The 25,812-nt window shown below is 38.2% G+C and carries 24 protein-coding genes; 18 read left to right on the top strand and 6 right to left on the bottom strand.

What is annotated here, in order from left to right; all coding sequences use genetic code 11:
* The first annotated feature begins 48 nt into the window (after positions 1–48).
* From metG to EKM68_RS01970, 12 genes are all read left to right on the top strand, one after another.
* Entirely contained in the window at positions 49–2,067 is a 2,019-nt protein-coding gene (metG, locus tag EKM68_RS02025; RefSeq protein ID WP_125587990.1) for a methionine--tRNA ligase, read from the top strand.
* Positions 2,067–2,831 carry a TatD family hydrolase gene (locus EKM68_RS02020; protein WP_125587989.1) on the top strand — a complete coding sequence of 255 codons (765 nt, stop codon included), beginning with the start codon at positions 2,067–2,069 and terminating at the stop codon, positions 2,829–2,831. The genes metG and EKM68_RS02020 overlap by 1 nt, the downstream gene beginning before the upstream one ends.
* Positions 2,831–3,397, top strand: a complete 567-nt coding sequence (gene rnmV / locus EKM68_RS02015) for a ribonuclease M5 (protein WP_125587988.1) — start codon at positions 2,831–2,833, stop codon at positions 3,395–3,397. Before EKM68_RS02020 ends, rnmV begins: the two co-directional genes overlap by 1 nt.
* Positions 3,387–4,277: a 16S rRNA (adenine(1518)-N(6)/adenine(1519)-N(6))-dimethyltransferase RsmA gene (gene rsmA / locus EKM68_RS02010; RefSeq protein ID WP_125587987.1), complete on the top strand. Its 891-nt coding sequence runs from the start codon at positions 3,387–3,389 to the stop codon at positions 4,275–4,277. Before rnmV ends, rsmA begins: the two co-directional genes overlap by 11 nt.
* Positions 4,278–4,356: 79 nt before the next feature.
* A complete protein-coding gene (locus tag EKM68_RS02005; RefSeq protein ID WP_025024823.1) occupies positions 4,357–4,644 on the top strand; it encodes a Veg family protein in 288 nt (95 codons plus the stop codon).
* A 269-nt stretch (positions 4,645–4,913) separates the two neighbouring features.
* Positions 4,914–6,533: an SLAP domain-containing protein gene (locus EKM68_RS02000; protein ID WP_125587986.1), complete on the top strand. Its 1,620-nt coding sequence runs from the start codon at positions 4,914–4,916 to the stop codon at positions 6,531–6,533.
* 156 nt (positions 6,534–6,689) lie between these two features.
* A complete protein-coding gene (purR, locus tag EKM68_RS01995; protein ID WP_125587985.1) occupies positions 6,690–7,532 on the top strand; it encodes a pur operon repressor in 843 nt (280 codons plus the stop codon).
* Between the two features lie 75 nt (positions 7,533–7,607).
* A complete protein-coding gene (glmU, locus tag EKM68_RS01990; RefSeq protein ID WP_125587984.1) occupies positions 7,608–8,996 on the top strand; it encodes a bifunctional UDP-N-acetylglucosamine diphosphorylase/glucosamine-1-phosphate N-acetyltransferase GlmU in 1,389 nt (462 codons plus the stop codon).
* A gap of 12 nt (positions 8,997–9,008) precedes the next feature.
* Positions 9,009–9,986: a ribose-phosphate diphosphokinase gene (locus tag EKM68_RS01985; RefSeq protein WP_125587983.1), complete on the top strand. Its 978-nt coding sequence runs from the start codon at positions 9,009–9,011 to the stop codon at positions 9,984–9,986.
* Between the two features lie 138 nt (positions 9,987–10,124).
* The gene (locus EKM68_RS01980; RefSeq protein WP_125587982.1) at positions 10,125–10,316 is read left to right on the top strand and encodes a hypothetical protein; all 192 of its coding nucleotides are present in this window, start codon (positions 10,125–10,127) and stop codon (positions 10,314–10,316) included.
* Between the two features lie 95 nt (positions 10,317–10,411).
* On the top strand, positions 10,412–11,827 hold the full coding sequence (locus EKM68_RS01975; protein WP_125587981.1) for a DASS family sodium-coupled anion symporter: 1,416 nt from the start codon (positions 10,412–10,414) through the stop codon (positions 11,825–11,827).
* Positions 11,828–11,910: 83 nt separating this feature from the next.
* A complete protein-coding gene (locus EKM68_RS01970; RefSeq protein ID WP_125587980.1) occupies positions 11,911–12,942 on the top strand; it encodes a hypothetical protein in 1,032 nt (343 codons plus the stop codon).
* 42 nt (positions 12,943–12,984) lie between these two features.
* Here the strand turns inward: EKM68_RS01970 and mscL are convergent, their stop codons facing one another.
* The 5 genes from mscL to EKM68_RS01945 form a co-directional block, all read right to left on the bottom strand.
* A complete protein-coding gene (gene mscL / locus EKM68_RS01965; protein WP_125587979.1) occupies positions 12,985–13,398 on the bottom strand; it encodes a large conductance mechanosensitive channel protein MscL in 414 nt (137 codons plus the stop codon).
* A 76-nt stretch (positions 13,399–13,474) separates the two neighbouring features.
* A complete protein-coding gene (locus EKM68_RS01960) occupies positions 13,475–14,152 on the bottom strand; it encodes an MmcQ/YjbR family DNA-binding protein (RefSeq protein WP_164509328.1) in 678 nt (225 codons plus the stop codon).
* 53 nt (positions 14,153–14,205) lie between these two features.
* Positions 14,206–15,906: a glycerol-3-phosphate dehydrogenase/oxidase gene (locus tag EKM68_RS01955; RefSeq protein WP_125587977.1), complete on the bottom strand. Its 1,701-nt coding sequence runs from the start codon at positions 15,904–15,906 to the stop codon at positions 14,206–14,208.
* Positions 15,907–15,999: 93 nt separating this feature from the next.
* Positions 16,000–17,340: an HD domain-containing protein gene (locus EKM68_RS01950; RefSeq protein WP_125587976.1), complete on the bottom strand. Its 1,341-nt coding sequence runs from the start codon at positions 17,338–17,340 to the stop codon at positions 16,000–16,002.
* Complete coding sequence (locus tag EKM68_RS01945) at positions 17,340–18,170, bottom strand: lipoate--protein ligase family protein (RefSeq protein ID WP_125587975.1); 831 nt, start codon at positions 18,168–18,170, stop codon at positions 17,340–17,342. Before EKM68_RS01945 ends, EKM68_RS01950 begins: the two co-directional genes overlap by 1 nt.
* Before the next feature lie 63 nt (positions 18,171–18,233).
* Between EKM68_RS01945 and EKM68_RS01940 the strand changes: the two genes are divergently transcribed.
* From EKM68_RS01940 to EKM68_RS01915, 6 genes are all read left to right on the top strand, one after another.
* Positions 18,234–18,674 carry a DUF1934 domain-containing protein gene (locus EKM68_RS01940; protein WP_125587974.1) on the top strand — a complete coding sequence of 147 codons (441 nt, stop codon included), beginning with the start codon at positions 18,234–18,236 and terminating at the stop codon, positions 18,672–18,674.
* Positions 18,675–18,720: 46 nt separating this feature from the next.
* The gene (rpoE, locus tag EKM68_RS01935) at positions 18,721–19,377 is read left to right on the top strand and encodes a DNA-directed RNA polymerase subunit delta (RefSeq protein WP_125587973.1); all 657 of its coding nucleotides are present in this window, start codon (positions 18,721–18,723) and stop codon (positions 19,375–19,377) included.
* Between the two features lie 161 nt (positions 19,378–19,538).
* Complete coding sequence (locus tag EKM68_RS01930) at positions 19,539–21,152, top strand: CTP synthase (RefSeq protein ID WP_125587972.1); 1,614 nt, start codon at positions 19,539–19,541, stop codon at positions 21,150–21,152.
* 38 nt (positions 21,153–21,190) lie between these two features.
* On the top strand, positions 21,191–22,468 hold the full coding sequence (locus EKM68_RS01925) for a UDP-N-acetylglucosamine 1-carboxyvinyltransferase (protein ID WP_125587971.1): 1,278 nt from the start codon (positions 21,191–21,193) through the stop codon (positions 22,466–22,468).
* A gap of 237 nt (positions 22,469–22,705) precedes the next feature.
* Positions 22,706–24,199, top strand: coding sequence for a ribosomal protection-like ABC-F family protein (abc-f, locus tag EKM68_RS01920; protein ID WP_125587970.1), 1,494 nt, complete (start codon positions 22,706–22,708; stop codon positions 24,197–24,199).
* 100 nt (positions 24,200–24,299) lie between these two features.
* Complete coding sequence (locus EKM68_RS01915; protein WP_125587969.1) at positions 24,300–24,548, top strand: type B 50S ribosomal protein L31; 249 nt, start codon at positions 24,300–24,302, stop codon at positions 24,546–24,548.
* Positions 24,549–24,562: 14 nt separating this feature from the next.
* Here the strand turns inward: EKM68_RS01915 and EKM68_RS01910 are convergent, their stop codons facing one another.
* Positions 24,563–25,801, bottom strand: coding sequence for a multidrug efflux MFS transporter (locus EKM68_RS01910; protein ID WP_125587968.1), 1,239 nt, complete (start codon positions 25,799–25,801; stop codon positions 24,563–24,565).
* Positions 25,802–25,812 lie beyond the last annotated feature (11 nt).

Below are 25,812 nucleotides of genomic sequence, written 5' to 3'. Positions count from 1 at the left end.
ATAACAACTATTGCATAACTATTTATTTGCGGAGGCTTGAGAATATAAATGACTAAAGATAATAAGACTTTTTACATAACTACTCCTATTTATTACCCATCAGGTAAATTGACGATTGGTAATTCATATACGACCATTGCGGCGGATACATTGGCTCGTTACAAACGTAATGAAGGCTACGATGTGTTCTTCCTAACTGGTACTGACGAACACGGTTTGAAGATCGAACAAAAAGCCGAAGCTAAGAACATGGAACCACAAGAATATGTTGATATGATGGCAGCTGACATCAAGAAATTGTGGAAGACACTTGAGATTTCTAATGACAAGTTCATTCGTACAACTGATGATTATCACGTTAAAGCTGTTCAAAAAATTGTTGAAAAATTGATTGCTCAAGGCGATATTTACTTAGGTGAATACACTGGCTGGTATTCAGTTGATGACGAAGAATACTTCACAGAATCACAATTGGCTGAAGTTTTCCGTGACAAGGACGGTAATGTTACTGGTGGTAAAGCTCCATCAGGTCACGAAGTTACTCTAGTTAAGGAACCTTCATATTTCTTCAAGATGAGCAAGTACGCTGATCGTCTATTGAAGTATTACGAAGATAATCCAACCTTTATCGAACCAGAAATTCGTAAGAACGAAATGATCAATAACTTCATCAAACCCGGCCTTGAAGACTTAGCGGTATCAAGAACTAGCTTCAAGTGGGGTGTTCCAATTCCTAGTGACCCTAAGCATGTTGTCTACGTGTGGGTCGATGCGTTGTTGAACTATATCACGGCACTTGGTTATATGGGTGAAGATGATTCGCTATTTAAGAAGTTCTGGCCTGCTAATGTTCAATTCGTTGGTAAAGAAATCGTTCGTTTCCATACTATCTACTGGCCAATCATTCTTATGGCACTTGATATTGACTTACCTAAGCAAGTCTTCGGACATGGCTGGTTGTTGATGAAAGACGGTAAGATGTCGAAGTCTAAGGGTAACGTTGTTTATCCTGAAATGTTAGTTAACCGTTACGGACTAGATTCACTTCGTTACTATTTGATGCGTGCAATGCCATTTGGTAATGACGGTGTCTTCACGCCAGAAGATTATGTTGATAAAATCAATTATGACCTCGCTAATGATCTTGGTAATTTGCTCAATAGAACTATCTCAATGATCAATAAGTATGATGATGGTAAGGTTGTTTCAATTGCTGCTGTAACTGACTTAGATAAGGATCTTGAGAAGTCATATGCTGACACATTGACAGACTATCGTGAGCATATGGACAAGTTTGAATTCCCAGAAGCACTTGCTAGTGTCTGGGCCTTTATCAGTCGTGCTAATAAGTACATTGACGAAACAAAACCTTGGGTCCTGGCTAAAGATGATGCTAAGAAGGCTGAACTACAATCAGTTCTTGGTCATCTAGCAGAATCATTGCGATTGATTGCACTCTTGATCAGTCCAGTTATGACACAATCACCAATCAAGATCTTCGCTCAATTAGGCTTAGACTATGATAACGACAAGAGCTTAGACTTCGGTGACACAGTTGTGGGTAAGACTGTAACTAGTGATCCTGAACCAATTTTCCCTAGACTTGATGCCAATGAAGAAGTTGAATACATCAAGGGTAAGATGGCAGAAGAACAAGCTAAGAATGGTGGCGGCAAGTTGAGTAAGTCAGCTAAAGCCAAAGCTAAGGCTCAAAAAGAAGAAGAGGATGAATATCCTAAGGAAATCAGCTTTGATGATTTCGCAAAAGTTAAGATGGTCGTAACTGAGATCCTTGATTGTAAACGTGCCGCTAATGCTGATAAGTTACTACAATTCACATTGGATGATGGGACGGGTATTGAACGTCAGATTCTCTCAAGCATGTACGAATTCTATCCTAACTATAAAGAATTGATCGGTAAAAAAGTTGTTGCCTGCATCAACCTTAAACCAAGAAAGATTCGTGGTGAATGGAGTAACGGTATGTTGCTTTCAACTGAGATGGGCGACGATGTTAAGCTAGTTCTTGTTGATAATTCACACAAAAATGGAGCAATTCTTGGATAATGAAAATTTTTGATACGCACACACATTTGAATGACCCAGCATTTGCTGGCAAAACTCAAGAGTATATTGATCGTGCTGCTGAATACGATGTCGATGAGATGGCGATCATTGGTCAGAATGAAGAGTACAATATTGAAGCTATTCGCTTAGCTCAAAATTACAAACCACTTCATGCTGTTATTGGCTGGCATCCTGAATTTGCCAAAGAATACAATGAAGGACAACTAGTCAATCAGATCAAGTTGCCTGAAGTTGTCGCCATTGGTGAAATTGGCTTGGATTATCATTGGGATGAGAATCCTGAACCAGAAGTTCAAAAGACAACTTTGCTGAAGCAATTAGACGTTGCCCAACAATATGACATGCCAGTTTCAATTCATTGTCGTGATGCATTTGCTGATATGTATGAAATTTTGAAGCAACATGATATGTCTAAGTCAGGTATTATCATGCACAGTTTCAACGGTGGGCTCGATTGGTTGAACAAATTCTTAGACTTAGGCTTGATGATTTCATATAGCGGGGTCGTTTCATTCAAGAATGCGCCTGAAGTTCATGAGTCCGCTAAGAACACACCGCTTGATCGATTACTGGTTGAGACTGATGCACCTTATCTAGCACCAGTTCCATATCGTGGCCACCAGAATGAGCCGGGATATACTCGCTTCGTGTTAGATGCAATCGCCAAATATAAGGATATGGACCCAGAAGTAGTTGCCAAGCATACGTTTGAAAACGCACATCGAGTCTATAACATTAAATAATGAAAATAAAAGAAATAATTGTAGTGGAAGGAAAGTCCGACACTAATCGCTTAAAGGATTGTTTGGGTGATGTCGATACAATTGAAACTATCGGTTCAGCTATCAATGATGAAACGATTCAACGAATTAAAATGGCCCAACAAAAGCGTGGTGTCATCATCTTTACTGATCCTGACTTCAACGGTAATCGATTGCGGACGATAATTTCCAAAGTTGTACCAGATGCTAAACAAGCATTTTTGCCAAGAGACAAGGCTGTACCTAAGAAGAGTGATGGCAGCCTAGGAATCGAACATGCTAAAGATGAAGATATAAAAAAGGCGTTGGCAGCTGTTTATACGACCTCAGATTTAGTTGACGATTATAGTACTGATGACATGATCGACCTTGGTTTGATTGGAGATATCCAATCTCAGAAGCGCCGTGAATTCGTTGGTGAAGAGTTAAAACTTGGTTATACGAATGCTAAACAATTCTTGAATCGCTTGAATATGTTACAAGTTGCACCACAAGACTTACTCGCTGCAGTTGAAAAATTTGATAAAGGAAGTTCCCATGACAATTAATAGATTAAGTATTGCTGATCCGATCCGCACCAATGATATTCTTCGTAAATATAAGTTGCGTGCTAAGAAGAGTTTGGGACAAAATTTTTTAACCAACGAAACAGTCTTGGATGACATTGTCGATGCAAGTGGCTTAAAGTCAGACGAAATTGCTATTGAAATTGGACCTGGTATCGGTGCTTTGACCGAAAAATTGTCACAAGTGGCTGAGAAAGTTTATGCATTCGAAATTGATTCAACATTGATCCCAGTTCTAGAAGATACATTGAGTTATTACGATAATATCGAAGTCTTCAATCAGGATATTCTAAAAGTTGACTTAGATGAATTCGTTGAAGAGCATCACTTGGAAGGTAAGACAATCAAAGTTGTTGCTAACTTGCCTTACTACATCACAACACCGATCATGCTCAACTTGATCAATAGTGATTATCCATTCCAAGCACTAGTCTTAATGATGCAAAAAGAAGTTGCTGAGCGAATCACTGCTAATCCGGGGCACCGTGAATATGGCTCACTAACAATTGCTGTCCAAACACAAATGGACGCAAAAATTGCTCGTATCGTTGGTAAGAATTCTTTCATTCCTAGACCGAAGGTCGATTCAGCCGTGGCTGTTTTGGAACGAAAACCAAAAGCCGAGATAAATATTGAAGATCCTGTTTTCTTTAATAAAGTTATTCGTTCAGCTTTTGCTCAGAAGAGAAAGAGTCTTATGAATAATTTCTTAAATTGGCTTGGCCGTACAGATGAAAATCGTGCACTGATCAAGGAAGTTTTCACTGACTGTGAAATTGCTGAAAATGCACGTGGTGAACAGGTTTCGATTGAACAATATAAGAAGATGGCGACGGAACTAAAACAAAGAACTGAAAAATAATTAGTTTATAAAATGATAATCTTCTTGTAATTTTCATGAAACCGTGGTAAAATTGCACTCCTAAGGAGTGATATATAATATGCCAACGTCATTGAAATCAATTAAGAGTCGTCTAGATGCTCATTTAGGCGAGAACTTAACGGTTGTAGCACAAGCAGGTCGTAAAAAAGTTATCCGCCGTCGCGGAACTTTAGCAGAAACATTCCATTCAGTTTTTGTAGTTGATTTGGATCAAAATGAAAATTCTTTTGAAAGAGTTTCATATAGTTATGCTGATCTACTAACAAAATCTATCGATATTACATTCGACAGTGAAGAAACAGAAGCAGATTCAAGCGCCGATGCAGAGGTTGCTGACGCTGAATAATAGATACTAAAAAATAGGATTGCCGAGAGAAGGCAATCCTATTTTTTTGTGCTGTTTTGTGTTTCAAAATGACAAAGTTGCGAGACTTAGTGGTGAGATGTGTGTTTCGTAGTGATAGATGAGTAGTGCTGAAACGCCTATTTGATGGGCTTTTCACACACTATTATAAATTTTTTTGTATTTTAGTTGTGTTTAAACGTGACAGGGCAACAGGTAACTATATACAATGATATTACGTTAAAAAAATCACAAAAAAGGAAGTGAATGTTATGAGTAAGAAAAAAATAATTTTGGTGGCTACAGGGTTGTCTGCAGGGATGTTATTGACATCGACGGTGGTGAATATGCCGGTGATCTCTAATTTGAGTCAGGTTCAGACAGTTATGGCCTCACAATCTGCATGGATGCCAGATGGTAATTTGCGGGGAGTTATTGGTGGGAAACTGGGGAATGAAGATTTTACACAGGAAGATCTTGGTAATCTTAGTGGAATATTAGATTTGAAGGGTTTTAACATTAAAAGTTTAAAGGGACTAGAATATGCTAAAAATGTTAAAACTTTGTTTGCTACTGGAAATTCAATTACTAATTTTGATGAATTATCTAAGATGAAATCTTTAGAAAAGATTTTTTATGATTCTAAAGTGACCATTAACGAAGAAAATGTAATACCCAATAATGATTCAATATCTATTGATTTGAATCATTATATTGGTGAAAATTCGTTAATTGGTGGTCTGACTGGTAAATTTACTGTAAAGTTGAATGGAAAAGAAGTACAAAGTAAGTTTATGGGGAATCGCATACTAACTATTTCTGATTTAATGGCGAATAGTGAATACCAACCCTTTTCGTCTGGTGATTACTCAGGAAAAATAGAAGTATCTTTCCAACATATGTTTAATATTAACAATCTGATTTTGAGCGGAGACCAAAGCGTTACTATAAATCAGCCATATAGTTTCACAGTACAAGATCCTAAGATTAATTTTAAAGACAATGCACAAGATAATAGTGTTGAAGTGGAATTTAATTCAAAATGGGATCCGTATAGTTTGATTGAGAGTGTAACTGATAAATATGGGGAAATTATAGACAAAAATGAATATGAAAGTAGAATAACTACTGATTGGAATGACGAAAATACTGAAAAAGAGGGTGAGGAGTTCCAAGTAACATATTCGATAGATGGTCATGATTTTCCAATCACGGTCGTAGTTGGGAAAAATCCAGATGAAAATTCTGGTGGAGGTAATGGGGGTGGCGGAAATAACGGTTCAGATGATTCAAACATCCAAGTTATCGATCCAACTAACATCATGACAGATGAAAAGTCACTTCCAATTTATGATGAAAATGGTAAGAGTATTGGGAATAAATCTCTTACAAAAGAAACAACTGATTTCGTCACAAAACAAGAAAATACGGTTGGTGACACAAAGTATTATGGAATTGGTGACAACGAATGGGTTAAAGCAACTGATGTGAAAATTTTCCAATACAATAGTTCAATTAAGCAAACTCACGGTGGGGATTACAAGGAAATCGTGAAATTCCGTAACAGTGGTGTGGAGAAGAATCGTGCGTTGAAGGCAACTAGTAATTGGTCAACGGACAGATATGCCTTGTTCCAAGGTGAAAAATACCACAGGGTAGCGACTCATGAATGGGTTCGTGACAGTGATGTGGTCAAATATGCTTCAGTTAGTGGAACATTGAAGATCAATGAGAGTTCTGTGTTGTACAACAGTCAGGGTAAGACTGGCAATCGAGGCTTGAAGGTTGGTTCGGAATTCGTTACTGACAAGTCAGCCACGATCAATGGTGAATTGATGTATCGTGTGGCAACAGACGAATGGATTCCAGCAAGTGCAGTAACATTAAAATAACGACTCAAAATGGTTCTGATTAAATATCAGGGCTTTTTTCATGTCCATTTGAGCAAAAAGACTTGAAAATCTTAACAAGTTAGTGGAAAATGAATTGATTGTTATGTAATTTACTTTATAATTTTAATTGAGACAGGTTTTTTAGGAGAGAGATATATGAAAACACGAAGAAGCGAACGATTAATCGACATGACTCGTTATTTGCTGGAGAGACCACACACTCTGATTTCTTTGGCTTTTTTCGCTGACAGATTCGAATCAGCTAAGTCATCGATTTCTGAGGATCTAGGTATTTTAAGACGCACATTTATGATTCGCGGCATTGGTGCCTTGGAGACGTTGCCCGGTGCTGGTGGAGGGGTTATTTTCACACCCGGTATTTCCAAGAAGGAAGCCACAGATTTTGTAACTACGACTACTAAGAGATTAGAAGAACCTGACAGAATTCTGCCCGGTGGTTATTTGTATCTCACGGATTTGTTAGCTGATCCAGAAGTTTTGAGAACGATTGGAAGAATGATTGCAACGCAATATTCACAAAGTTCAATTGACGTGGTCATGACCGTTGCCACTAAGGGGATTCCAATTGCCCAAAGTGTCGCCAGTTTTTTGAACATCCCATTTGTGATTGTTCGACGTGATTCAAAGATAACTGAGGGTTCAACTATCAGTGTTAATTACGCCTCCGGTTCATCAGATCGAATCGAAAAAATGGAGTTATCCAAACGTAGTTTGCCAGAGGGGTCACGTGTCTTAGTAGTCGATGACTTCATGAAGGGCGGTGGGACTATCAACGGTATGCGCAGCCTTATTTCTGAATTCAATGCGATTTTTGCTGGAGCAACTGTCTTCGCAGAGAACATTAACGTGAAGTCTGAATTCAGAGACAATAAGGTAACTTCGATTTTTAAGGTCAAAGAAATAGATACAGTCAATCGTATTCTCAAGATGGAATCCGGCGATTATTTAGCAAAAACAGATTTCAGTTATTTTGAGTAAAAACATAATTGAGTAGAGTATGTGAATAATGCTATTATATATAAGGATATTTGAGTGACTGAAAGGGAGTTTCCAATGTCGAATCGTTATGTAATAATTCTCGCTGCCGGCAAGGGCACAAGAATGAAATCAAAATTGTACAAAGTATTGCATCCTGTAGCTGGTAGAGCTATGGTCGATCATGTTTTGACTCAAGTAGAAAAAGTTAATCCTACTATCGTTGAAACTGTTATCGGCAGTGGTGCTGAAAAAGTTCGTGATCTTCTAGGAGATCGTACTAAGTACGCCTTGCAAAAAGAACAACTGGGTACTGCCCATGCTGTATTACAAACTGAAGATGTTTTGGCTGGTAAAGCAGGAACAACACTGATTATCAATGGTGACTGTCCATTATTTACTGCTGAAACTTTCGAAAAACTATTTGCTTATCATGAAGAACAAAATGCTGCCGTTACTATTTTGACAGCTCATGCAGACAATCCGTTCGGATATGGCCGTATGGTTCGTGATGCTGATGGTGATGTTGTGAAGATCGTCGAACAAAAAGATGCTTCAGAAACTGAAAAGAAGATTCAAGAAATCAACACTGGTGTATTTTGTTTCGATAACGAATTGTTATTTAACAATTTGCACAATGTCAAGAATGACAACGCACAAGGTGAGTATTACTTACCAGATTTAATTTCTATGTTCAAGGATCAAGGTAAGAAGGTTGCTGCATATCAAATGGCTGATTTATCTGAATCAATGGGTGTTAATGATCGAGTTGCTCTATCACACGCTGAAAAGTTGATGCAAACACGTATCAATGAAGCGCACATGCGTGACGGTGTGACGATTATCGATCCTGACAACACATATATTGATGTCGATGTTAAAATTGGCAGTGATACTGTTATCGAACCAAATACCAAGATTTTTGGTAAGACAACTATCGGTTCTGATTGTTTGATTGGTTCAGGTTCAAGACTTGAAGATGCTACAATTGATAACAATGTTAAGATCATCAGTTCAACGGTTGAAAGTGCAATTATGCATGAAGGCAGTGACTTGGGTCCTAATTCACACTTGCGTCCCAAGGCGGAGATCGGCAAGGAAGTTCACGTCGGTAATTTCTGTGAAATCAAGAATGCGACAATTGGCGATCGTACTAAGGTGGGTCACTTAACATATGTTGGTGATGCAACTCTTGGAACTGATATCAACGTTGGCTGCGGTGTAGTCTTTGTCAATTACGACGGTGTTAAAAAGTGGCACAGTAATATTGGTGACTGCACATTCATCGGAAGTAATTCAAACATCATCGCTCCGGTGGATATGGCAGATCATTCTTTCATCGCTGCTGGTTCAACGATTACCAAAGATATTCCTAAGCACGCTATGGCGATTGCTAGAGAGAGACAAACTAACAAAGAAGATTTTTGGAACAAATTACCATTATCAAAAAGTGAAGATTGGAAATAAAGGTGGAAATTAATGTCATATCAAAATAACGAACGACCAATGAAGATTTTTGCGTTGAACTCAAACAAGCCTTTGGCAGAAAAAATCGCCAAAGAAGTAGGAATTCCGCTAGGAAAATCATCAGTTACACGTTTCAGTGACGGTGAAATCCAAATCAACATTGAAGAGAGTATTCGTGGTGCCGAAGTTTTCTTGATTCAATCAACTTCAGCTCCAGTTAACGATAACTTGATGGAATTATTGATCATGGTCGATGCTTTGAAGCGTGCTTCAGCACACTTGATCAACGTAGTTATTCCTTACTATGGCTATGCTAGACAAGATAGAAAGTCACGTTCACGTGAACCTATCACTGCTAAACTAGTTGCTAACATGTTGCAACGTGCCGGTGTTGACCGTGTACTTGCACTTGATTTACATGCTGCACAAATCCAAGGTTTCTTCGATATTCCTGTCGATCACTTGATGGGTGCTCCACTTCTTGCTGATTACTTCTTAACAAATCATCTTGAAGAAGATGCTGTGGTTGTTTCACCTGACCATGGTGGTGTTACTCGTGCCAGAAAACTTGCTGAATTCTTGAAGACACCGATTGCTATCATTGATAAACGTAGACCTCGTGCTAATGTTGCTGAAGTTATGAACATCATTGGTAATGTCAAAGGCAAACGTGCAATTATCATCGATGATATGATCGATACTGCGGGTACAATTACGTTGGCATCACAAGCATTGATCGATGCCGGTGCTACTGAAGTTTATGCATGTTGTACACATCCAATCCTTTCAGGCCCAGCAATTGAAAGAATTGAAGCTTCACCAATCAAGAAGTTGATCGTTACAGATTCAATCAATCTTCCTAAAGACAAAATCATCGACCGTATGATCCAAGTTTCAGTTGGACCACTTATCGGAGACGCAATTCGTCGTATCCATGATAATGAACCAGTTAGTCCATTGTTCGATACACGTTTCAAACGTAATAAATAATAATTGTTAGGACGAAACTCATTTGGAGTTTCGTCTTTTTTATTTCCAATCAGTCTATTCTGAGTCGATGCTTTGATTAACTTGTTTCAAAGTAGTATTTTTTGTAAACAAAAAGTACTTTTACTGGTGGTGTTGACGATGATTCCAATGTTTTGGACTTTTACAATGATTGTAGTTATTCTAATGTTTTGTTTAAAAAATGATCGATATAGTCGCAATATCAAAACTTACAAGTCGGATTTGATAACGGTTGGATTTGCTATAGGAATTACAGCGGTTATCTGTTTGAGTTTCATCGTTGTCAGTGGACATGCGGATATGCTCTTTTAAATATATAAATTAATTATAATTTTATATACTGAATTTTATATTTTTGTCATCCTCTTTTTTGATACAATAAAAGAAATTAATTAAGGGGAGAAACAATGCAAGGACGTAATAAAAAAATAGTTTATTCGATTCTGATTGTCTTAGCAGTCGCTGTGATTTGGTTTTTACCAGTTCCAGTTGGTGTTAAGGCAGCAGGATGGCATACTTTTGCAATTTTTGTGGGTTTTATTTTGGGGTGTCTACTGAATATTGCACCATTGGCGATACTATCAATCATTATGATGGCGACGCTAACTATTTCACAGGCGATGCCGGCAGAATTAGTTTATGCCGGTTTTGGTAATAGTGCAGTCTGGCTGATCATGTTCGCCTTTTTTGTGGCAATCGGTTTTCGTACAACTAGATTGGGCTTTCGAATCGCTTATTATTTGATCTATCGATTCGGTCATTCATCATTAGCGTTGTCATATGTATTGACGATCTGTGATGTGATCATGGCGCCATTTGTACCGAATACTAACGCCCGTGGAGCGGGAGTGTTGTATCCGATCACGATGTCATTATCAAAGTCGCTTGGTTCAGAGCCAGACGATGGAACTCAGAATAAGATTGGTTCGTATTTGCTATTAACTAGCTTTCATCAGAACTTGATTGCTGGTTCACTCTTTTTGACAGCGATGGCAACTAATCCGCTGGCAATCAGTATGGGGAAGAGTGTTTTTCATATTTCAATATCATGGTTTGACTGGTTCAAGTACGCTTCAGTTCCGAGTATTCTGGCGTTGATTATTGTTCCACTGGTGATTTATTTTATTCACAAGCCGGAATTAAAAAAAATTCCCAATGCGCAAAGTTTTGCGAAGAAGGAATTAGATAAGATGGGAAAAATTTCGCTCAAAGAAAGTATTATGGTCGCCGTGTTTATTCTGATGATCGTACTTTGGTCGACAACGCAGTTTACAAAATTGGATAACACAAGTATTGCCTTGTTGGGATTAGCAATTTTAATTGTGACAGGCATTATCGGCTTGGAGGATATTTTAACTGAGAAAAAAGTTTGGAATATTTTCTTATGGTTACCACCATTGATGGCAATCACACCATATTTGGCACAGACAGGCGTCATTGAATGGTTCAAGAATATTATGGCGGATAGTGTCAAAGGAATGAGCCTGACATTAGCATTTATTATTTTGGCATTAGTATATTTATATATTCATTATTTCTTTACCAGTGTTTTGGTACATATGCAGGCACTTTATATTCCATTCGCAACGGTCTTAGTTAGTTTGGGTGCTAATCCAACAATGGTCATCATGATGTTTGCAATGTTAACTTGTATTTCACCAAGTACAACTCACTATGGAACAGGAACCGCCTCAATTTATTTTGCGACGGGGTATGTAACTCAGAAAGAATGGTGGAGAGTCGGTTTTATTGTTTCTCTAACTGAATTCTTGATCTTCATGATTATAGGAATTGGCTGGTGGAAACTACTAGGTATGTTTTAATTACTATTTTGTCTATACAACTATAAACACTCGTTACTTTGTGATATGCTGAGCATGAAAAATACAAGTAATGGGGTGATTTGATGAAGAAATATAAGGTAATCGTTTGGGGTCTAGGAAACGTTGGACGTGCAGCTGTCAGAATGATTCAAGACAAAGAGTCATTGGAATTAGTGGGTGCGGTTGATGTTGATCCTAAGAAGGTCGGCAAGGATTCTGGTGAGATATTTGGTTTTCCTAAGACTGGTATTACGGTTTTGGATAATATTGACGATGCTCTAAAGATCGATGCAGATGTTGTTCTTGATTACACGCCGCTGGTTCGTGACGAAAAGGGTGGTTTTACACCAAGTGCTGTGGATATCTGCCGTGTTCTGAAGGAAAAAAAGAATGTCATTACAACATTGCCAATTTATTATTCACAAGTAACAACTCCGGATCTGTATAATATGATTAACGATGCTGCGAAGGAAAATGGGGTTTCATATTTACCTACAGGATTATTGCCAGGTGCATATGCTTCGTACATTCCAACTGTAATGGCTGGTTTAATGGGCAGAGTGGATAAGATCGTGGTTCAATCTGGTGAAGATGATCAACACAATTATTCTAGTTGGGTAAAAGTATTTGGATACGGAATGGACCCAGATAGTTTCCCACAAGATAGACTTAAGATGGGCATTGCTTCGTATTATGTATCGGGCGTCTACGAAATGGGTGAAAGATTAGGATTCAAGTTCGATGATATGAAGATTGAACATGAATGCTTCACTGCGCCTGAAGATTTGCATCCCACATTTGGGACAGTTAAAAAAGGTACTATCAGTGGACATAGGTTTACTATGACTGGAATGGTCAATGGTGAAGAAAAAGTAAGTTTGGTCTATGTTCATAAAATCTGTGATGATGTGGCTAAGGTTCCGGCAATTGATAATAAGATCCACATTGAAGGTATTCCTAAGACCTTGGATATTAGTATCGATGGTATGATGCCACTTGATGAGAGTTATGTAACTAGTGCTGCACCAAGTGTCAACGTTATTCCAATGGTGGTTGATGGAGATAGTGGTTTTATTCAAGCACTTGATTTGAAAGTCGTTACGCCACTTAAATAAAATTGTACTCAAAAAGCCGATGATTTTTTCATCGGCTCTTTTTTATCTTCTTTTATTTTTTTCTTGGTCACGTAATTGTTGATATCTTAGCAAATCACGAATTTGTTGCAAGTATTCAAGTTGTGGGTCAAGTTCTTCGACACTCTCGTCGAATTTACTCTTAGAACCGTCACGACGCATCTTATTCATTAATTTAACAATGGTGAAGATAACGAACATGATGATCAAGAAGTTGATCAAGGCATTGACGAAGTCACCAATTTGGAAACTGGCTCCAAGTACGACGAACTTCATTTCGGACAAGTTGATCTGACCAATTAAAATACCTAGTAATGGGTTGATGATGTAAGTAGTCAACGCTGATACCAAATTATTAAAGGCGGCACCAACGATAACACCAACGGCCAAGTCGACAACACTACCACGAGAGATAAACTCTTGAAATTCTTTAAACATTAAGTTGCTCTCCTTTACAGTTTTGAATATACTGACTACTTTACTATAAATTCGGAAGTGTGTGACAATAAATTAATTATTTTTTAGCGAGGTCATAGCTGTCATCAATTCGTTTGAATAATTCTGCATTCGAAAGACTCCCGTCAAGGTAGACTGTGTACCAGTGTTTTTTGTTCATGTGATAACTAGGGAAGAATACTTTGTTATCAATGACTTGGTTTAAGTCGTCAGTATCAATTCTAAGGTCGATGATTTCAATGTCGGCATCGGATTCTAAACCAATTTTATCGCCATTAATACCAATCGTTAGGCAGAACCACTTATTGTTGTCAGGTCTGCGCCAGATGGCGTTCTTGGGGAATTTTCTCCACAAGAATTCTAGGTCACTGTTATATTTTTGTTTGATATATTTGGTGATGTCTTTGACTTGTTGTGTTTTGAAAACGTCGGAGTCGAAACATTCTGACGAGATATTGTAGATGACCTCAAGATAGGCGGTTCTGACCTCATTGACGAAGGTGCCGTTTGCTTGTGGATCTAAATGGAGACTATATATTTCGCCATTATTATCGAGTAATTCGGTGGTCAGGTCTCCGTTGGAATTAAGCTCAATCGCCAAATTGAATTGGTTATCGAGAATAGTAGTTTGAAAGTTATACTGATCAGGTGCGGTTTCTTTGAAACCGAAACTTAGTGCTTTGTCTGAGTTAAACTTTTTGTCCTTGAGTGCATTGTCCGTGATTGTGGTTGCCAAGATATTTCCCCCTAAAATAAAAAGCCTGTCTAATTAGACAGGCTTTTGAGTAATTAAATTTCTTTTGCGATATGTTCGTGATAAGCATCTTTAATATCGCTCAAATCAGTTAATTTAAGTTTTTCGTTGACCTCATCAGTCATCGCTTGCTTTGTATCTTCATCCCAATTGTAGAACTTGGTCATATAGTCGATTACGGCATTTTCAATATCTTTCATGTGATTGATATCGAATAACATTTGACTGCTACGACGGAGTAGATAATCGATTGGATGTTCAACCATTTCTGCCTGCAACCCATATTGTAGCATGGCCCAGTCGACACGCGGAAGATTATCTTTAGTTTCTTCATCAGGTAACAGGTCGTAGATGTCAGTTACATTTGAACCGTATCTTTGAACTAGTTTTTCAGCATCTTCACGGTCCAAGTCAAAGTTAACGATACCTTGTTCAGCCATTTCATCGAAATAGTTACGCCAGCCTTCATCTCCGCCAACATCACCACCGGATAGAGTGAGGTTCTCAGTTTCTGCTGATTGATATTCGTAGTCGGTTTCAGTGTATAACTCGAAGGCAACTTCATCGACGATTTTTTCAGCCATCTTACGATAACCAGTTAATTTACCTCCAGCAATCGAAAGCAAGCCTGAGTCTGACTTGAAGATTTCGTCTTTACGAGAAATTTCTGAAGGTGATTTACCTTCTTCTTGAATCAATGGACGAACACCAGACCAACCAGATTCAACATCATCTGGAGTTAGTTGTTCTGGCAAGTCGAACATTTGATTAGCAGCAGCTAAGATATAAGTTACGTCTTTGACAGTGATATTTGGTTCTTTGGGATCATCAGTCCAAGTTGTGTCAGTTGTTCCAATATAAGTTTTTCCTTCACGAGGTATGGCGAACATCATTCGGCCATCGTGGAAAGGTGTATCGAAGTAAATGGAGTTAGAGATAGGGAAATTTTCATGATCGATAACTAAGTGAACGCCCTTTGTTAAGTGCAAGTGTTTGCCTTCGTTAGATCCGTCCATATCTCTAATTTCATCGACCCAGGGACCGCATGAATTAACAACTTTTCTGGCATGGATCTCACCAGTTTTACCGGTGACCATATCTTTAAAGATTACGCCACAGACTTTGTTTTCGGCATTATATAACAGTCCAGTGACTTTGGTGTAGTTAGCAATCAAAGCGCCGAGTTCATTAGCTTTTTTTACTACTTCCAATGTTAAGCGGGCATCGTCAGTTCGATATTCAACGTAGACACCTGAACCTTTGAGATTTTCACTCTTGATGAATGGTTCACGGTCAATGGTTTTTTGTGGATCAAGCATGTACTTACGTTCAGAAGGCTTAACTTGTGCTAAACGATCGTAAACATCAAGTCCAATAGCAGTACTGAAAGGACCAAAAGTTCCACCATCATAAAATGGTAGCATCATCTTCAAAGGGGTAGTAATCTGTGGACCATTGTTATAGACAATGGCACGTTCACTACCAACCTCGTGAACTTCATTGATAGCGGCTTGTTTCAAGTAACGCAGGCCACCATGGACTAACTTAGTTGAACGACTGGATGTTCCCGAAGCAAAATCACGCATTTCAACTAGACCGGTCTTCAAACCACGAGTTTGTGCATCAAGGGCGATACCTGATCCGGTAATACCACCACCGATAACCAAAAGATCAAGTTCATCGTCTTGCATAGCTTGCAAGTTATCAGTTCTAGTTTTTTCTGAGAATTCTTTCATTGAGTGTTCCTCCTAAAAAAAGTTCATTTGCTTATATTTTAGTAAATTAAGTAACAAACTGGAAGCGTTTCACCTTGGAACGATGGAAAAAACTTAGATGAGTGAATCATTATGGATATGGCTTTGGAATTTAACATAGGCGTCGCTGAAAATATCACTCGGATGTTCAATCAACATTGACTTAGGAAAGTAGAAACGTTCGTCGCCAGATATCTTGCCAGTCAAGGCGTTGACTAAGTTACTGATAGTCGAAAGTTCAATCAATGACCCGTCATCATTCATGATTTCGATTTGGGTACGACTCTTATTACTATTGGGACTGTACGTATCGTATGGTAAGTCATAGCTAGTATTGATAGCCGTATAGTATTTTTTGTCGAAGCCAGCACTCTCAACGATATCGGCGAGTTCCGGTAACATTTTTTCGGTTACTTGATTGTATTCTGCCGATTTGAATGGCTTGCGATTCAAGAATCGATAAGCCAGATCCTTGAGAATTTCGTCAGGATAGTCTTGCCATAAGGTAAAGTAAGTGTTCAAAACTCCGTCGTCTAGTAACAAGTAGTCATTGATATCAACGTGATTTTCAAAGAATGGGATCAACAAACTCGGCATTTCAAAGTCGTTCATATGATTGTGTTCGTATAGGTCCTTAGCACGCTGTAATAGTTTTGTTAGGACAACTTCCATACCACGTGATACGGGATGGAAATAGACTTGTTGATACATTTGGAATCTCGAGAGTACGTAATCTTCAACGGCGTGCATGCCATCATTATCGAAGGCAATGCCGCCTTTGTAAGGACGCATAACTCTTAAGATTCTGGTTAAATCAAACATACCGTACTTGGTACCAGTGAAGTAGGCATCACGCAATAAATAGTCCATGCGGTCAGCATCGATTTGACTAGAAATCATTTGAACAACTTGAGGATTTTCGTATGTATGGGCAATGACGCCGGCAACTTTCTCAGGGAAATCGGCGGATACTTTGCGTAATACTTGATTGATCTCGGTTTCTGGGGATGTGATTATTTCACGTGTCCAGGCTTCGTGGTCAGTATTGAAGATGTGTTCAAAGGTGTGCGAGTACGGACCGTGACCAACATCGTGCAACAATGCGGCACATAGAGCGACAATTCGTTCATTATCATCCCACAAGCCGTCACCAGGAGTTTTGGTTGGATAGTTTCGTTGGAAGTTATCGCATATCTGACGGGTTATTTCGTAGACACCCATGCAGTGAGTAAAGCGAGAATGTTCAGCGCCTTGGAAAGTAAATGAGGCAGTTCCTAATTGTTTAACACGGCGCAATCTTTGGAATTCTTTGGTATTGATCAAATCGAGAATCACTCGATGTTGAACATGAATATAATTGTGGATCGGATCACGGAAAACTTTTTCTCTGGGCAACATTTCGAGATTATAAGTCATTATTCTTCCCCCAATAGTAGTTTTTTGTTTTTGTAAATAAGATCATTCATTGTTTGGTTATAAGCATCTTTATAAGGTAAGGATTCTCTGACAATATTAAAGTTACCTCGATCTATTTGATAGCCGTTTGTGGTTAATTCGGCAAGAATTCTTTGCTTGGCGATGTCGATCGTCAAAGTATCAGTGAGTATTTCATCTAGGTTACTCATACAGTGGACGTCGATGTTAGGGTATTCAATATTTTCGTGTTTTGGATAATTACTAATTTCATAAAAATCTTTCATTAATTGCGAGCGTTTCTTCTGGTCACCTGTTACACTGATATAGGCCATAATGGCGACTGCATCGCCAGCACGACGCTGAGATATTCCAGCAATTTTTTTACCGTGGATACTCAGGTCATAGGTACCGGGACAATATGAACGAGTTATTTCGCCAGTTTCAATTTGGTCAGAAAAACTTTTTTGCATAATTTGATGCATCTGTTCATATGCTTGGTCAATTGTGATATTGTTTTTATTTGGTAAAAATAATGTAAAATTGAGAATTCCTGAATCTGTGACGACTCCGAGACCACCGGAGTTTCTAACATAATAGATATAGTTTTTTTCTTCTAATCGCCGCATTCCTCCCGCGATATTCTTGAGTCGTTGGTCTTGAAGACCTAGGATAACAGTGGGTGGTGTGGTCCAAAAGTGGGCCACAGGGATGGAATTTTCAGAGACGAATTTTAGGATTGCTCCAGTATCAGCGAATGGTACGAGCATATCTTCGTCATTAATTATTTCTTGATTGTATAATAGAATTGTATTGTCTAATGATTTATTCATTTAGTTAATCACTTCTTTAAAATTAATTGTTATTCTAATTTTAGCATGTAGAGGCGTCGTATATTGGAAAATAACAGTGTGAATGTAAATGTAGAACTAAATATGGAAACTCTCCAATCTGGAGAACTGACTCATACAAAGATTGCCGAACCTGGTAAGTTTACCAAAATTGGTAAATCAATGTACTTGAGATTTAATGAGAGTCTAGAAAATAATGATAAAGCATCAATCTTAGTTAAGATCATGGATAGTGGAGAAATTCACGTCAAACGTGTTGCTAAGTCAACAAACTTGGCATCTCTATTGTATTTCACTCATAAAAATCACAACAGTGGACATCTGGAAACAGAGTATGGCGTTATGCCTTTAAATACTTTTACAAAAGATTCTGTAGTCGAAATCGTTGATCAACCGCTATCTGGCAAAATAAATATTGATTATGATTTGATTTATGACAATAATATAGTAGGTAATTACAAGTTTCGATTGATTTTTAGTGCTTGACAATCTATCATTATAAATAAGACGCTGCGAAAGGACGTGTACCCGTTTGGAATTTGAAAAATTCAAGAACCAAAACAAAGATGAGCTTTCTCTAATTGAGGTTGCTTACGAAATTCTTGATACAAGCAAGAAAGAGGCAATGAACTTTTCTGACATTGTTAATAAGATTCAGGACTACTTAGGTAGATCAGATGATGATGTTAAGGACTCACTTCCTCAATTTTATACAGATTTAAATAATGACGGAAGTTTTCTTTCACTTGGTGAGAACGTTTGGGGATTGCGCAAATGGTATCCATTTGATTCTGTTGATGAAGAAGTTAACCATCCAGAAGATAACGGTACTGAAAATACACATAAGGCAGCCCAAAAGGTTAATGCCTTCATGAGTGATGATGCTGAAGATGATGATGTTGTCGATTACGATGATGACGCTGACTTAGATGTAAATGATATGGATGACGACGATGACGAGAGTGATGGTTCATCAAGTAATGGTCCAGATCTTTCTAAGTTTACGAATTCAGATCTTGCAGTAGATGACGATAGTGATGACGAACAAGATACTGGTTTAGAAGATGGTATCGAAGGTCAACTATCAGAATTTGACACTGATGACGAAGACGATAAGGACGCTGACATCGACCTTAGTGACGAAGATGATGAAGACGACTCAGACGATGATGAAGACGACGATATTTAAATTTGTGAATTTAAAGTTTGACGATTTGGATAGATAACAGTATTATATTGTTTGGGCTCTATTAGATTGTCTAATTACAAGTTCCCTGTTCAGTAGAATAGGGGACTTTTTTATTTTTGGTTGAGTAGGAATTCCCTAGAAAGAATATGTGGAGGAAAGCTATGACTAAGTATATTTTTATTACAGGTGGAGTTGTTTCATCTCTTGGTAAGGGTATTGTTGCGGCATCCCTTGGTAGATTACTAAAGAACCGTGGGCTAAAGGTAACAATGCAAAAATTCGACCCTTATATTAATGTGGATCCAGGAACCATGAGTCCATATCAACACGGTGAGGTTTACGTTACCAATGATGGTACAGAAACTGACCTTGACTTAGGACACTATGAAAGATTTATTGATAACGATTTGAACAAGTATTCAAACGTTACAACAGGTAAGATTTACTCAGAAGTAATTCGTCGCGAACGTCGTGGTGATTACAACGGAGCAACAGTACAAGTTATTCCACATATTACAGATATGATTAAGCAAAAAATAATGCGCGCTGCTACAACAACTGATTCTGACGTTATTATCACAGAAGTCGGTGGTACAGTTGGTGATATCGAATCACTTCCATATCTGGAAGCACTTCGTCAAATGAAGTCTGAAGTTGGTTCAGAAAATGTTGTCTATATCCATACTTCACTAGTACCTTACTTGAAGGCTGCTGGCGAAATGAAGACAAAGCCAACACAACACAGTGTTAAAGAATTACGTGGAATTGGTATTCAACCTAATATCTTGGTTGTTCGTACCGAAAAACCTATGCCACAAAATATGAAAGACAAGATTGCATCATTCTGTGATGTTGATTCAGAAGCTGTTATCGAATCACGTGATGCTAGTTCACTATATGACATTCCATTGAATCTACAGGCACAAAGTTTTGATGATATCGTATGTCGCTACTTACATCTTGAAACTCCAGAAGCTGATATGACAGACTGGAACAAGCTAGTTGATCGTGTGCATAATTTGAAGCACACAACAAAGATCACACTTGTTGGTAAGTATACAAAGTTACAAGATGCTTATATTTCTGTTACAGAAGCACTTCACTCGGCTGGTTATGTTTATAATACAGATATCGAGTTAAAGAAGATCTCTGCGGATCTGATTACTGAAGATAATGTTGAGGAGATGCTGGGTGATGCTGATGGTATCCTAGTTCCTGGTGGTTTTGGTAGCCGTGGGCTTGAAGGCATGATCACAACAATCAAGTATGCACGTGAACATGATGTTCCATACTTCGGTATTTGTTTAGGTATGCAAATGGCAAGTATTGAGTTTGCCAGAAACGTTGCCGGTATCAAGGATGCTACAACTGGTGAAGTTGATCCTGATGCAGAAAACAAAGTTATCGATATCATGGCAGATAAGAAGGATGTTGAAGATCGTGGTGGTACACTTCGTTTAGGTGCATATCCATGTAAGTTGAAACCAGGATCAAAGACAGCTGCTGCTTATGATGATCAATCAGTAATTCAAGAAAGACACAGACATAGATATGAATTCAACAACTCATATCGTAAACAATTCGAAGATTTAGGATTAGTATTCTCAGGTGTTTCTCCCGATAACCATTTGGTTGAAATTATTGAAGTTCCAAGCAATAAGTTCCATATTGCAGTTCAATATCACCCAGAGTTCTTATCAAGACCAACAAAACCAGAAGGTCTATTCAAAGCATTTATTGGTGCAGCTTCAGGGCTAGACGAAGAGGATATGTAATTTCCTGAAGTAGTTAAAAATTAGTTAGGGAAAAGCTTATGCAAAAACTTGTAATCAATGGTGGAAAAAAGTTATCAGGTGAAGTAACAATTGGCGGTGCTAAGAATAGCACTGTGGCGCTAATTCCAGCCGCTATATTATCTGATACACCTGTTGTGTTAGATTCAGTTCCACAAATTAGAGATGTAAAAAATTTACGTTCTATTTTGAAAGATATGAACGTTTCTTCAGAAATGAAAGATGACGTATTAAAGATCGATCCGACAAAGATTCAATTTGCCGAACTACCTAGTGGTAAGGTAAGCAGTTTGCGTGCTTCATATTACTTTATGGGAGCTATGTTGGGCCGTTTTGGCAGAGCTGTGGTTGGTTTCCCAGGTGGCGATGACATTGGACCACGTCCAATTGATCAACATATCAAGGGATTCGAAGCACTCGGCGCTCAGGTTGAAAACAAACACGGTCAGATCATTATTACAACCCCAAATGGCGGACTAAAAGGTGCAAAGATCTTTTTGGACATGGTCTCAGTTGGGGCTACTATTAATGTTATCTTGGCTGCTGTAAAAGCTAAAGGTACGACCATCATTGAAAATGCTGCTAAGGAACCAGAAATTATTGACTTAGCAACATTCCTTAACAATATGGGAGCTGTTATTCGTGGCGTGGGTACGGAAACTATTCGTATCGAAGGTGTTGATAGTCTGCGTTCAAATAATGCACATACTATCATTCCTGATCGTATCGAAGCAGGGACATATTTGAGTTTGGCCGCTGCCAATGGTGGCGGAATATTAGTCAAAAATATCATCAGTGAACACTTGGATGCATTCTTGGCTAAGTTAGATGAAATGGGCGTTAATTTGGAAATTGGTGAAGATAGTATTTATGTCAAGAATTCTCCGGAATTAAAGGCAGTAAATATTAAGACGATGCCATATCCAGGTTTTGCGACAGACTTGCAACAACCCATCACACCACTTCTGATGAAGGCTAGTGGTGAAGCAATGGTGATCGATACGATTTATCCTAAGCGTATCAAGCACATTGCAGAACTCAACAAGATGGGCGCTAATATTACGAGTGAAAATGATTTGATTTTTGTTCGTGGTGGTGCTGAGCTCAAGGGAGCAACAGTTTCAGCTGAAGAAATTCGCGCTGGAGCCTGCTTAATGATTGCCGGATTGTTGGCTGATGGACAAACAACTATTAACAATGCTGAGAATATTCTGCGTGGATACGACCAGGTTGTTTGGAAGTTGCATTGTCTAGGTGCCGATGTTAAGTTGATCGGTGAAGATGATTTAGTTGAATAAAGTATTGACAGATATTTAATTTGTTGGTAGATTATTAAATAGTTTATAACAAGAAAGGGAGTGCAGCCGTTGAGAAATTAAGTTGAAATTTTAAATTATACAAAATAAGTGTGTAATTTGACTTCGACTTAGTGTGTCTCAATGTCTGTCCCTTAAAAGATATAATTTTAAAGGATGCTGATAATTAGTGTCCTTTTTTTGTTGGAGTCAAAGCACCGTAAACGAGGTGTTTTATTTATGGGAACAATACAAATAGAAAATTTAAACTTTAAATATGATCAAATGGTGGATAATTTATTCGATTCACTAAATCTGAGGATCGATGAGAGCTGGAAGCTAGGCTTGATTGGTCGCAATGGCCGTGGTAAGACAACTTTGATGAATATTTTACTGGGAAAGTTGCCGTACAGTGGACAAATTATTTCCAACTTGAATTTTTATTATTATCCACAGAAGATTGCTGATAAAAACCGTTCGGCTGTGGAAATCGTCAAAGAATTAACTGACTTAGAAGATTACGATATGTGGAAAATTGAAGTGGAGTTGGATAAGTTACAAGTTAAGTCTGATGTTCTAGAACAGGATTTTTCGACCTTAAGTCCGGGAGAACAAACCAAAATATTATTGGCGATTCTATTCATTGATGATTATGGATTCCAGTTGATCGATGAACCAACTAATCATTTAGATATTGTTGGACGTAAGGTGGTCGCCGATTATCTCAAGAGTAAGAAGGGCTTCATTGTTATCAGTCATGATAAGACCTTCTTGAATCAAGTTATCGATCATGTTATTTCGATCAATCGTCAAGATGTTGATGTGTATAAGGGAAACTTCGATACTTGGGAACATGAGAAGAATTTACAAGATAAATCGGAGCTTGAGGAAAAGAATCATCTCAAAAAAGATATCAACAGGTTACACGAAACGGCTGTGAAAAGAGAAAACTGGTCACGCCAGACTGAGAAAGGTAAATTTAAAACTGGATTGCAACAAGTCAACTTGGACAAGGGTTTCATCAGTCATAAATCTGCCAAAATGATGAAAAAGGCTAAAACGATTGCTAATCGTGTGGATAAAGAAATCGACACGAAACAGAGTCTACTCAAAAATATTGAGATCGAAGACCCCATCAAACTAAATTACGTGGAATTAAACCATCCGAAACATTTAATTACTGTGGATAAGTTACAATTAAGACACGATGAGGTGGTAACCCCAGAAATAAGCTTTAAGTTGCCTGTTAATAAAGTTATTGCTTTAGTTGGACAAAATGGTGTGGGGAAGACAACAGTTTTTAAACAGATTCTGGGCCTCAGACAGCCATTTGAACAAACAGGAGAGTTGCATATTGGCAGCAATGTAAAAGTCTCGTATCTAGCTCAAGAAGACGAATTAACCGGTATGATCAGAGAGCTTGCTACTAAAAAACATCTTGATGCAGAAATGATTTTTTCAAATCTGCGCAAATTAGGCTTTGAACGTGAGCTATTTGATCAACCTGTGGAAAACATGAGTCAAGGTCAAAAGAGAAAAGTTGCTTTGGCAATTAGTTTGTCGGAAGAAGCAAATGTCTATCTGTGGGACGAGCCACTAAACTTCTTAGACGTTATTACGCGCCAACAGATTATTGATGCAATCAAAAAACAGCATCCAACGATGCTGCTGATTGATCACGATCAAGATCTAATAGATGAGGTTTCTGATCAAAAAGTAGTCTTACAAAAATAAAATTGTATTGAATAAAGTGGAAGTTCATGTTAATATTTAATACCGTTAGTAAATTAATCTCTATTTCTGCAAAAGATTTAGGGCAAAGGAGCGACATAGAATGAAACAAGGAATTCATCCAGATTATCACCAAGTTGTATTCATGGACTCATCAACAGGTAAGAAGTTCTTAGCTGGTTCAACAGTTCAATCAAGCGAAACAACTGATTACGAAGGTACAGAATATCCACTAATTCGTGTTGAAATCTCATCAGACTCACATCCTTTCTATACTGGTAAGCAAAAGTTTGCTCAAGCAGATGGACGTATCGATCGTTTCAACAAGAAATATGGTTTATCACAAAAATAAAAAGCCATCCTATATTAGGAGGCTTTTATTTTTTTACCTTTTTTTGCTCTGAAATGCGTGGATACCCAGGCCAAGTTGATGGCTGCCAAACAGCTGGTACTGATGAAGACAGCGGAGTAGCTTAGGGTACTAGAAATGAACGAACCAAGTAACGGTCCACAGACATTACCAACGGATTGGAACGACTGGTTATATCCGAAGATTCTACCAGTGTATTTTGCGTCAGTATACTTCGCCAGCAAGGTTTGAACTTGTGGAACTAGACAAGCATCTGAGATTCCAACAAAGAATCTCAAGGTTGCCAGTTGCCAGACGTTAGTAACAAACGCCTGTGGAATATATACTAGAACTGCAAAAATCAAGCCACCGATCAAAATCTTACTGGTACCGATCCTATCGCCTAGTGCTCCAAAACGTGGGGCAGCAATGATATTAGCAATACCAGGAACAGCAGCAACGAAGCCGGCAATCAAGGTGACTTTGTCAGATCCATGCATTAGTTGTTTAACATATAAACTGATAATTGGATTGATCGAGTTATTAGATGTTTGAATGATCATGGTAGTAACAAACATTGCTAGGATCAAATTAGGATTTTTCAACTTGTGGAAAATTTCTTTGGTTGATTCTTCTTCACCCTTAGGAATAGGGGTGAAATCTTCCTTAATAAAGATCGTGACCAAAATAAATGCCAAGAATAATAAAGATCCAGTAAGCATAAATGGAATTCTATATCCGAAGTATTGTGCAATTACACCACCGACTAATGGTCCGAGTAATGTACCAGATATGACACCGGTATTCAATGTACCAAGTGCTTTACCACTTTCTGCACGTGGGGCAGTTGATGCAATCAAAGTATTAGCGTTACTTACAAAACCTGAGAAGACACCTTGCAAGAGTCTTAAAACGACAATTTGCCAAGCAGCTGTGACAAAGGCTTGAAGTGAGATGACGATTGCCATACCAAGAGCGGCACGGATAAGCATGAGCTTACGGCCCCTACGATCAGCAATTTTCCCCCAAATAGGAGATACGATCGCCATAACTAAAAAGGTAGAAGAGAATGCAATACCATTCCAAATGACAAGTTGGTTTTTTGTGAAATTCCCCAGTTGATTAATGTATAATGGCAAAAAGGGTGTTATCATACTAAAGCCAATACCTGTCATGAAAGTACTGAACCAGAGAACAGTTAGATTACGTCGCCAATAACTATTCTCCCCAGATACTTTTGATGATTTAGATGTCATAGTGCATCAAT

The sequence above is a fragment of the Companilactobacillus jidongensis genome (genome assembly GCF_003946575.1).
Lineage (GTDB): Bacteria > Bacillota > Bacilli > Lactobacillales > Lactobacillaceae > Companilactobacillus > Companilactobacillus jidongensis.
Note: the sequence above shows the minus strand (reverse complement) of the source record. Positions and strands in the feature narration are given on the sequence as shown.